The sequence below is a fragment of the Clostridium sp. genome (genome assembly GCF_051656525.1).
Classification (GTDB): Bacteria; Bacillota; Clostridia; order Clostridiales; family Clostridiaceae; genus Clostridium.
On sequence record NZ_JBOGCC010000022.1, the window covers coordinates 1 to 10,152 of the forward strand.

Annotated in this window: 11 protein-coding genes; 9 read left to right on the top strand and 2 right to left on the bottom strand. The window is 28.4% G+C overall.

Translation table 11 applies throughout. The features are described from left to right. The 9 genes from ACRDDY_RS00590 to ACRDDY_RS00630 form a co-directional block, all read left to right on the top strand. Positions 1 to 911 (top strand): glycoside hydrolase family 38 C-terminal domain-containing protein (locus ACRDDY_RS00590; protein ID WP_438563024.1); only part of this gene is annotated, 911 nt, incomplete at its 5' end. Between the two features lie 96 nt (positions 912 to 1,007). Further along, positions 1,008 to 1,985 (top strand): ABC transporter ATP-binding protein, encoded by a 978-nt coding sequence (locus ACRDDY_RS00595; RefSeq protein ID WP_438563025.1) that lies wholly within the window; start codon positions 1,008 to 1,010, stop codon positions 1,983 to 1,985. Positions 1,986 to 1,987: 2 nt separating this feature from the next. Next, positions 1,988 to 2,794 carry an ABC transporter permease gene (locus ACRDDY_RS00600; RefSeq protein WP_438563026.1) on the top strand — a complete coding sequence of 269 codons (807 nt, stop codon included), beginning with the start codon at positions 1,988 to 1,990 and terminating at the stop codon, positions 2,792 to 2,794. A 2-nt stretch (positions 2,795 to 2,796) separates the two neighbouring features. Beyond that, the gene (locus ACRDDY_RS00605; protein ID WP_438563027.1) at positions 2,797 to 3,591 is read left to right on the top strand and encodes an ABC transporter permease; all 795 of its coding nucleotides are present in this window, start codon (positions 2,797 to 2,799) and stop codon (positions 3,589 to 3,591) included. A gap of 149 nt (positions 3,592 to 3,740) precedes the next feature. Further along, positions 3,741 to 5,180 (top strand): ABC transporter substrate-binding protein, encoded by a 1,440-nt coding sequence (locus ACRDDY_RS00610; protein WP_438563028.1) that lies wholly within the window; start codon positions 3,741 to 3,743, stop codon positions 5,178 to 5,180. Positions 5,181 to 5,286: 106 nt separating this feature from the next. Then, positions 5,287 to 6,168: an ROK family protein gene (locus ACRDDY_RS00615; RefSeq protein ID WP_438563029.1), complete on the top strand. Its 882-nt coding sequence runs from the start codon at positions 5,287 to 5,289 to the stop codon at positions 6,166 to 6,168. 51 nt (positions 6,169 to 6,219) lie between these two features. Beyond that, positions 6,220 to 6,690, top strand: coding sequence for a hypothetical protein (locus tag ACRDDY_RS00620; protein ID WP_438563030.1), 471 nt, complete (start codon positions 6,220 to 6,222; stop codon positions 6,688 to 6,690). A gap of 20 nt (positions 6,691 to 6,710) precedes the next feature. Beyond that, positions 6,711 to 7,817, top strand: coding sequence for an ABC transporter ATP-binding protein (locus tag ACRDDY_RS00625; protein WP_438563031.1), 1,107 nt, complete (start codon positions 6,711 to 6,713; stop codon positions 7,815 to 7,817). Between the two features lie 11 nt (positions 7,818 to 7,828). Then, entirely contained in the window at positions 7,829 to 8,773 is a 945-nt protein-coding gene (locus ACRDDY_RS00630; RefSeq protein ID WP_438563032.1) for an ROK family protein, read from the top strand. A 54-nt stretch (positions 8,774 to 8,827) separates the two neighbouring features. Here ACRDDY_RS00630 and ACRDDY_RS00635 read toward each other — a convergent pair whose 3' ends face one another. After that, positions 8,828 to 9,427 carry an SAM-dependent methyltransferase gene (locus ACRDDY_RS00635; protein WP_438563033.1) on the bottom strand — a complete coding sequence of 200 codons (600 nt, stop codon included), beginning with the start codon at positions 9,425 to 9,427 and terminating at the stop codon, positions 8,828 to 8,830. A 145-nt stretch (positions 9,428 to 9,572) separates the two neighbouring features. Next, positions 9,573 to 10,052, bottom strand: coding sequence for a large-conductance mechanosensitive channel protein MscL (mscL, locus tag ACRDDY_RS00640; RefSeq protein ID WP_438563034.1), 480 nt, complete (start codon positions 10,050 to 10,052; stop codon positions 9,573 to 9,575). Positions 10,053 to 10,152 lie beyond the last annotated feature (100 nt).

Sequence of the window (10,152 nt, forward strand, 5' to 3'; positions counted from 1 at the left end):
TTGAAGACAAGCCAATGTGCTTTGATAACTGGGATATAGATATCTACTACAAAGAAAAAATGTGGAAGATTGATGATGTACAAAGTATTGAAGTAATTGAAGTAGGACCAGTTAGAAGTTCTTTAAAAATTGAAAGAAAATTCTTAGAGTCAACTATAATCCAAAAGGTATATGTATACAATGATTTAGAAAGAATGGACTTTGACACATATGTAGATTGGAAAGAAAGAGATGTTTTAGTTAAAGCTGCATTCCCTGTAGATGTAAATACTAAAGAAGCATCATTTGAAATTCAATATGGAAATGTAACAAGACCAACTCATAACAATACATCATGGGATGTAGCAAGCTTTGAAGTATGTGGACATAAGTGGGCAGATTTATCAGAAGGAGACTTTGGAGTTTCTATAATGAATAACTGTAAATATGGACATGACATTAAAGATGGAAATATGAGATTAACTCTTCTTAAATCAAGCTGTGATCCAAATCCAGATGCTGATAAAGAAGAACATTTCATAACTTACTCAATCTATGCACATGAAGGAAACTTTAAAACAGCAAAAACAACTAATAAAGCTTATGAATTAAATACACCATTATTTGCAACAGTTTGTGATGCTAAAGATGGAGAATTAGATAGCACATTAAGCTTAGTTAACTTAGATAAAGAAAATGTAATGATAGAAGTAATTAAAAAAGCAGAGGATTCAGACCACTTAATAGTAAGAATGTATGAGTTCCACAATGCTAGAACAAATGTAAATATGGAATTCTTTAAAGAAATTGAAGAAATCTGTGAATGTAACTTAATGGAAAGAGATTTAGAAAAATTAAATCCAGAAGGAAATAAAGTAAGCTTTACTATAAAACCATTTGAAATAAAAACATTTAAAGTAAAATTAAAATAGTTAAGACCATTTAGATACCTTTAATATATAAGAAGACTTGTAAGATTTGATGCAAGTCTTCTTTTAAATTTTAAATTAGAAATTAGGAGGATTAAGATGAGGGAAGTTATTAAGGTTAATGGGCTATGTAAGACTTATGAATTTTATAAAAAAAAGAGAGGAATTAGAGGTAGTTTTGAAAATTTCTTTAGGAGAGAAATGTTAAAGAAGGAGGCTGTTAAAAATATTAATTTTTCTATTAAAGAGGGGGAGATAGTTGCTTTTTTAGGTCCAAACGGAGCAGGGAAAACTACTACTTTAAAGATGCTTTCAGGAATACTTTTTCCCACAAAGGGAAGTATAGAAATTTTGGGATTTGATCCATCAAAAAGAGAAAATAAATTTAAGGAAAAAATTTCAATAGTTATGGGGCAGAAGAATCAGCTATGGTGGGACTTACCTTCAATAGAATCTTTTTATTTAATTAAGAAAATTTATAATATTAAAGATAAAGATTATGAGGATAGATTAAATAAAATGGCTAAGCTATTAGATGTAATTCATCTTTTAGAAGTACAAGTTAGAAGACTTTCATTAGGAGAAAGAATGAAGATGGAAATTATTGCAGCGCTTCTTCATAATCCTAAAGTTTTATTTTTAGATGAGCCAACTATAGGGCTCGATATAGTTTCACAAAAAAAGATAAGAGAGTTTTTAAAATTTCATAATAAAAAAGAAAAGACAACAATTATCTTAACTAGTCACTATATGGAAGATATAAAATCTTTATGTGAAAGGTGCATAGTTATTGCTAAAGGGCAAGTTGTTTATGATGATAAATTAGAAGCTTTAGGAAATATTGATAATACAAAAATTTTAAAAATAAAAGTTGAGGAAATGATAAAGGAAAATATTTTGAAAAGATACGGAAAGATAATTGAAATAAAAGATCTAGATATAACTTTAGAAGTTACAAAAGAAGATTTGAAAATAGTTGTTTCAGAATTATTTAAGGAATTTAAAATTATAGATTTTACTATAGAAGATACTCCAATAGAAAATAGTATTGAAAATTTATATAAGATTGGGTGTTAGATATGAAAAAATATTTAGATAAATATTATTATTGTTTTTTTATGGGATTTCAAAATTCTATGGAGTATAGAGTAGATTTTTTATTTAGTTTAATAAGTTGTATTTTTCCAATCATTATTCAAGTATCTTTATGGAGTGCTATATATAAGGCAACAGGAACAGGGATAGTATATGGATATAGCTATAAACAGATGATTATGTATACATTGCTTGTAGGACTAGTTGGGAAGTTTTTATCTACAGGATTTGAATGGGAGATAAATGATGATATTAAAATGGGGGGACTTAGTAAATATATAGTAAGACCTATAAATTATATTTACTATAGATTAAGTTGTTTTTTAGGAGGTAGAATATCATTATCTGTAGTGGTTATCTTTTTTATGACTAGTATTATGATAGCATTTCCAAACGAAGAGAAGTTAACTTTACTTAGAATTGTATGGATTATAACAACATTTATGTTAGCAATGCTTTTAAATTTTTTTATATATTTTATTTTAGGAATTTCAGCTTTTTACTTTACAGAAGTAGCTAAGATATTTCCAGCAGTATCTATTATATTTACTGTTATAAGTGGTGGGATATTTCCTCTTGATATATTAGGAGAAGGCTATATGGAGTTTTTAAATGTACTTCCATTTAAATATATGCTTCAATTTCCAGTAGATGTTCTTATAGGAAAAATATCTAATGAAGGTATTTTATTTGGAATAACTATTCAGTTAATTTGGGCAGTAATAATATTTGTATTTTTAAAGGTTTTATTTAATAAGGGTCTTAAAAAATATATAGCGATAGGAGGATAGATATGGAAATAATTAAAAGATATCTTAGTGTATTAGGAGTATTTGCAAGAAATTCTCTTTTAACTAATTTAGAGTATAGAGCAAATTTTTTTGCAGGAATGTTTGTAGAAGTTGGATTTATGGTTGCTAAATTGACGTATGTATTTTTAATCTATGAAACTAACATCACAATTAATGGAATGACACCAGATTATATGCTTATATTTATTGGGACCTATGTATTCATGACAGGGATTTATATGAGTTTCTATGGAAATTTCTTAAATATAAGCAATCAAATAAAAACAGGGAATTTAGATATTTTAATTACAAAGCCAGTATCATTATTATTTATTTTAAGTTTTCAAAATATAGACTTTGCAATGCCTATACCTTGTTTAATTTCAGGAACTATTATGATAGGAATAGGCTGGGTGAATTGTGGAATAGTAGTAAATCTTTTGAATATAAGTTTATTTATTATTTTCTTAATATTAGGAAGTATATTAACTTATGCATTATTTTTATTACCAAGGCTTCTTTCATTTTGGATTATTTCAACTAATGGAATATCTCAAATTTGTGATTCTTTATGGGATTTTAATAATATGCCAAAAGGAATTTATGGGAGGCTAATTCAAAATATAGGAACATTTATTATCCCAATATTTTTAATAACTAATTTACCAGGAATGATAATTAAGGAAAAAAGTATATTTTTTATGGCTATTGGAGTGATTGCACCAGCTATATTTTTATGGATAACCTTAAAGGTTTGGAAAATAGGAATTAGAAATTATACAAGTGCAAGTAGTTAATTTTATGAGGGATATATAAATTGTCTAGTAAATCTAAAGATTGTACACTATAAAGGTTTTACTCAATTTAATATAATAAACTTGTAAACGTTATTAATTTTCTGAAAATACATTATAAACATATTGAGAAATTGAGGGGGAGAATTGTTATGAAACTAAAAAAAATAATGGCACTTGCACTTAGTGTAGTTACAGCAGCATCAGTATTTGCTGGATGTGGCGGTAGTAGTGATGGTGCATCAGCAGATGGTAAACCAGTAACTTTAAAATGGTATACAGTAGGTAGACAACCTAAGGATATTGATAAGGTTCTTGAAAAAGCAAATAGTTACTTAGAGGAAAAAATAAATGTAAACTTAGACATGAATTTTATTGACTTTGGAGATTATACTCAAAAGATGTCTGTAATTATAAATTCAGGTGAAAGTTATGACTTAGCATTTACTTGTTCATGGGCAGGAGATTATTTTGGAAATGCAGCTAAGGGAGCTTTCTTAGATGTAACATCTTACCTAGATGATAAAGGTAAAGATATGAAAGCTGCAATAGATGAAAGATTCTGGAACGCAGCTAAGGTTGATAATAAAATATTTGCAGTTCCAAACCAAAAAGAAATTGGAGCAGCACCAATGTGGGCATTTACTAAAGAGTATGTAGATAAATATAAAATACCATACCAAGATATTCATAGCCTAGAAGATTTAGAGCCATGGCTAGAGAAGATTAAGAAAAATGAACCAGGTGTAACACCTTTCTATATTACTAAAGGATTCTCATGGGAAGTATTCTTTGATCCAATAGTAGCACCAGTTGGATTTGCTTTAGATGATAAAGATTTAAAAGCAGTAAATATGTTTGAACATCCAGAAATGAAAAAGAACTTAGAAACTATTAGAAGATTCTATCAAAAAGGATATATAAATGCAGATTCTGCAACAGCTCAAGACGATAAATCAATTAAAAGATTTGTAACTAAAGGTGATGGACAACCTTATGCTGAAAAGATTTGGTCAAAGACTTTAGGTTATGATGTTGTTTCTTCAGAAATTACTGAAGCAGTTGCAACTAATGGTTCAGCTACAGGAGCTATGACAGCTATTTCTAAGAATTCTAAGAATCCAGAAAAAGCTATTGAGTTCTTAAACCTTGTAAATACTGATGAGTATTTAAGAAACCTTTTAAACTACGGTATTGAAGGTGAGCATTACACTAAAGTTTCTGATAAAACTATCAAAATCGATGAAGCTAAGAAAAAAGATTACGATATGGTTTATTACGGAATTGGTAACATGTTCAACACTTACGTATTAGAAGGTGAGCCTGAAACTAAGTGGGAAGAGTTCAAAAAGTTTAACGATGAAGCTAAATTATCTCCAGCTTTAGGATTTAGATTTAACCCAGAAAACGTAACTACTGAAATTGCAGCTATAAACAATGTTTTAGAAGAGTTTAAAGCAACAGTATATAGTGGTTCAGTTGATCCTACTGAATACTTAAATAAATTAAATGCTAAGCTTAAAGAGCAAGGAATTGATAAAGTAGTTGCTGAAGTTCAAAAACAAGTTGATGAGTGGAAAGCTACAAAATAGTAATTTATCTAAGAGAGTAATGAAACTCTTTATTAAATAGAGAAAAGGGAGATTTAAATCTCCCTTTTATTAAAAAATGTATTTACAAAATGATGGAGGAATGAAGATGATAGGTTGTATAGATATTGGAGGAACTTCAATAAAGATTGGTGTTTTAGATAAAGAGGGAAATATAGTATGGAAAGATAAACTAAAGGTTTATCAAGAACTTGATAAGTTTTTAAAAGAACTTTTTACTGGAATAAGAAAGATGAAAGAAGAGTTCAATATTGAAGGAATAGCTATTAGTTCTCCAGGTGCTGTAGATACAAAATCAGGAATTGTTTATGGTATGAGTGCAATACCTTGTATACATGGACCAAACTTTAAAGTTATTTTAAATAAGGAATTTAACTTACCTGTAAGTATAGAAAATGATGCAAACTGTGCAGCTCTTGCTGAAAGCTTTACAGGATCAGGAAAAGATATCAAAAGTATGATGTTTGTTGTTTGTGGAACTGGAATTGGTGGAGCAATTGTTAAAGATGGAGAAATTCATAATGGAGCAAACCTTCATGGCGGAGAGTTTGGATATATGATAATGGAAGAAGAAGATGGAGTATTTAGAAACTTTAGTGAAACTTCATCAACAATGTCTTTTGTTAGAAAAATTAGAAAAGAATATAATGATGATTCTTGGGATGGGAAAAAAGTTTTTGAGGAAGCTTCAAAAGGAAATGTAAAGTGTATAGAAGTAATAAATAGATTTTACTTAAATCTTGCAAAAGGAATATTTAATCTTCAATATATTTATGACCCAGAAGTAATACTTTTAGGTGGTGCAATATCAGAGAGAGAAGATTTCATAGAAAGAATAAATGAAAAAATGGATTATATTTTAAAAAAGATAGAAATAGCTAAAGTAAAGCCAACTCTTAAAGCATGCACACATAAAGGTGATGCTAATTTAGTTGGAGCTTTAAAAAATTTCTTAAATGAAAATAATTAATTTGAAAATAAGATAAAAGTTTAGACAAATAAAACGAGGGGGGAGAAAGTTATGTTTTATGAGCAGTTTTTAACTAAAGATTATGGTCCTAAAGTTCAAAATATGAGTGTAGCTAGAAGTACTATGATAGTACTTGCAATTTTATCACCATTTACTATAGGAATCATAGGATCATTAATATTTGGAAGTTTATATTTAGCACTAGGAATAGTAGAAAATAAAATGTTCTTAGAATATGAATATGAATTAACTGAAGGTGAACTTGTAGTTAGTAAAATAATGAGCAAAAGAAGAAGAAAGGTAGTTGGAACTATTGAGGTAAGCAAGGTTATTGATATAGTAACTACAGAAGAGTGTAAGAGACGTGGAACTAAGGTTATAAATGCAGCTTTAGAAAAAAATAGTGAAAAAGTTATTTTAGTTTCAAGTGGAAAGCAAATGGTTGGATATAAAATGACTATGGATAGAAAATTAATAAGTATTTGTAAAAATATAAATTCAATAGGATTTACAAAGGCATAATTTAAAGGGGGATATTGAAAATGGCAGGATTATTATTAAAAGGAATTGAAAAAGAATATGAAAATGGGTTTAAGGCAGTAAAGGACTTTAACTTAGATATAAAAGATAGAGAGTTTATAGTATTTGTAGGACCATCAGGATGTGGTAAATCAACAACTCTTAGAATGATTGCAGGACTTGAAGAAATATCAGGAGGAGAACTTCATATTGGAGACAGATTAGTAAATGATGTAGCTCCTAAAGATAGAGATATAGCAATGGTTTTCCAAAACTATGCATTATATCCACATATGACAGTATATGAAAACATGGCGTTTGCATTAAAGCTTAGAAAAGAGTCTAAAGATGATATAGATAAAAAGGTTCGTGATGCAGCTAGAGTTCTTGATATAGAGCATCTTTTAGATAGAAAGCCAAAAGCACTTTCAGGAGGACAAAGACAAAGGGTTGCAATGGGAAGAGCTATTGTAAGAAAGCCAAAAGTATTCTTAATGGATGAACCTTTATCAAACTTAGATGCTAAACTAAGGGTTCAAATGAGAACAGAAATAGCGAAACTTTATAATAAACTTCAAACAACATTTATATATGTAACACATGACCAAACTGAGGCTATGACTTTAGGGTCTAGAATAGTAGTTATGAAAGATGGAATAGTACAACAAGTAGCAACTCCAAAGGAAATATACAGTAATCCTGTTAACCTTTTTGTTGCAAGCTTTATAGGAAGTCCTCAAATGAATATTTTATATGGAAAAACATTTGAAAAATCAGGAGAAATTTATTTAGAAGTTTTAGGAAGAGAAATAAAATTATCTAAAGACAAAGCTTCAAAGCTTAAAGAGAAAAATAAAACTAATAATGAAGTTTTAGTAGGAATAAGACCAGAAAATATGAGCTGTAAGCCAAGTGATGTAGAAAAAAGAGATACTGTTTTTGAACTTGATATTGATATATCAGAAAACTTAGGAGCTGAAACGTACCTTTACTTAAAAAATGGAGACAAAAATATAACAATTAAAACTGCAACTGCTGATAATGTAAAAACAGAAGGATCTGCAAGATTTGTTATGGATGAAAGTAAGATTCATATTTTTGATAAGGAAGAGCAAGCAACTATTTGCTAAAAGGTGAGAATATGAAGGAATTATTTGTAGGTGTTGACTTAGGGGGAACTAAAATATATACAGCCATTGGAGATAATGAGGGGAATATTTTAAGAGAGATTGTTGTAGAGACAGAAGCTGAAAAAGGTGAAGAAGTAATATTAGAAAAGATTAAGTATACTATTTCACATGTAAGTGAAGGTGAAGAGAAAAATGTAAAGGCTATAGGAATAGGAGCACCAGGACCACTTAATAATAAGCTTGGTGTAATTTTAAATCCTCCAAACTTACCTTTTGAAAATTTTGAAATTGTAAAAAAGTTAGAAGAAGAGTTTAAAATACCTGTATATCTTGATAATGATGCAAATGCAGCAGCTATTGGGGAGCATACATTTGGAGCAGGAAAAGATACAACTAATATGGTATATATAACAGCAAGTACTGGTGTTGGTGGAGGTGCTATATTAAATGGAAAAATCTATAGAGGAAGTACATTTAATGCATTAGAAGTTGGACACTCAACTGTTGAAGTAAATGGAAAAAGATGTGGATGTGGAAATAAGGGATGTTTTGAGGCTATGACATCTGGAACTGCTATAGGTAATCTTGCAAAAGATGCTGTAAGAAGTTCTATTAAAACATCATTAAAAGATTATAAAAATGTTACTGCAAAAGAAGTATTTAATGAAGCTGTAAAAGGTGATAAAGTTTCTATAGAAATATTAGAAGATTCACTTAAATACTTAGGAGTACTCTCTGCAAACTGTGCAAATATTTTAGACCCTGATATGATTGTTATAGGTGGGGGAGTTTCAAATGGAGGAGACACAGTATTTAACATAGTAAATAAAGAAATGAAAAATAGATGTCTTGGTCCAATTTTAGAAAACTGTAAAATAGAGAGAGCCTTTTTAGGAGGTAAAGCTGGAGTTGTTGGGGCACTAGCTTTAGGAATAACAGAATATAAAAATAGATAAATAAAATAGAGAAAGTGGTTGTCTTAAAATAGATAACCACTTTCTTTTAATTTCCTAAAAAGCATTTTTATAAATAAGGAAACGCTCATTAGAGTCTTTATTAAAGTTTTTAAGCTTAACTTCTTCAACTAAAGAGAAAAGATTACAATTTTCTATAAAGAAGATATAGTCTTCAGATGGATAATAAAGAATAATAAAAATATTTCTTTTAGCTTTGCAAACAGAAGTTAAAATATTTTCTAAAACTTTCATAAAAATTTGAACTGAAAATGGATTAAAAAAATAAAAAATATTTTGTGTATCTAATATATTATATTCTTCAGCAAGTCCATTAAAAAAACTTACTGATGATTTATATTTAGAGTCCTTAAAAGATTCTAAGTTCTTTAAAGCACCATTATAAAGTTCTTCATTCATTTCAATTCCAGTAGTTTTTGCACCAAACTTATAATTTAAGTAAAAGTTAAGACGGCCCAGTCCACATCCAAAGTCAACAATTTCATCTTTAGGTGAAAGAGGGTGATCTTTAAAGAATTCTTCAAGAGAAGAATAAGAAGTAGGCTCATATCTATTGTAGTGCATAGTTGATTCATTTAGGTTTTGTACTTTATCTGTAGATATAGATAAAAGTTTTTCAAAATAATTTTCATCCATAGTAAATCTCATCCTTTATTATGTATTGTATTAAAAAAAATAATACTGAATCTTTTAAAAGAAGTCAAATAATAAAAAAAGAATCTATGAATATCTTTCTCATAGAGAAGGTATCTTTATAGATTCTTTTTAGTAAATTTGTGGTTTATTTATCTTTAATAGTAATCTCTTCTTTTTCTGTAGTAGTTGCTGCTACAGTAGAAGCTATTTCGTTTTCTTCTTTAACATTTCCTTTTAAAAGGTCTCTTATTTCAGTTAAAAGAACTGTATTTGCTTCAAGCTCCTCTTCAACAACTTCATCATCTTTCTTTTTTTGTAATTTAGAGAATAGCTTTATAACCACAAATATAGAAAGAGCTATAATAAGGAAGTTAACTACGTTTTGTATAAATGTTCCTATATTTAAAGTTACAGCAGGTTTTTTTAAAGTAGCATGTACTAAAGTTATTTTTAATTCATTAAAGTTAACTCCACCAGTTAAAACACCAACAAGTGGCATAATAATATCATTAACTAATGATTTAACAATACTATTAAATGCTCCTCCAACAACAACTGCAACTGCTAAGTCGATAATATTTCCTTTTAAAGCAAAGGCTTTAAATTCTTCAAAGAACTTTTTCATTTTAAAATCTCCAATCTTTATAATTTTTCTTTTGTGTATAATAAATTCCGTTTATAAATATATAATAAAAAGATAAAGAAATCAAATTTTATTCATAAAA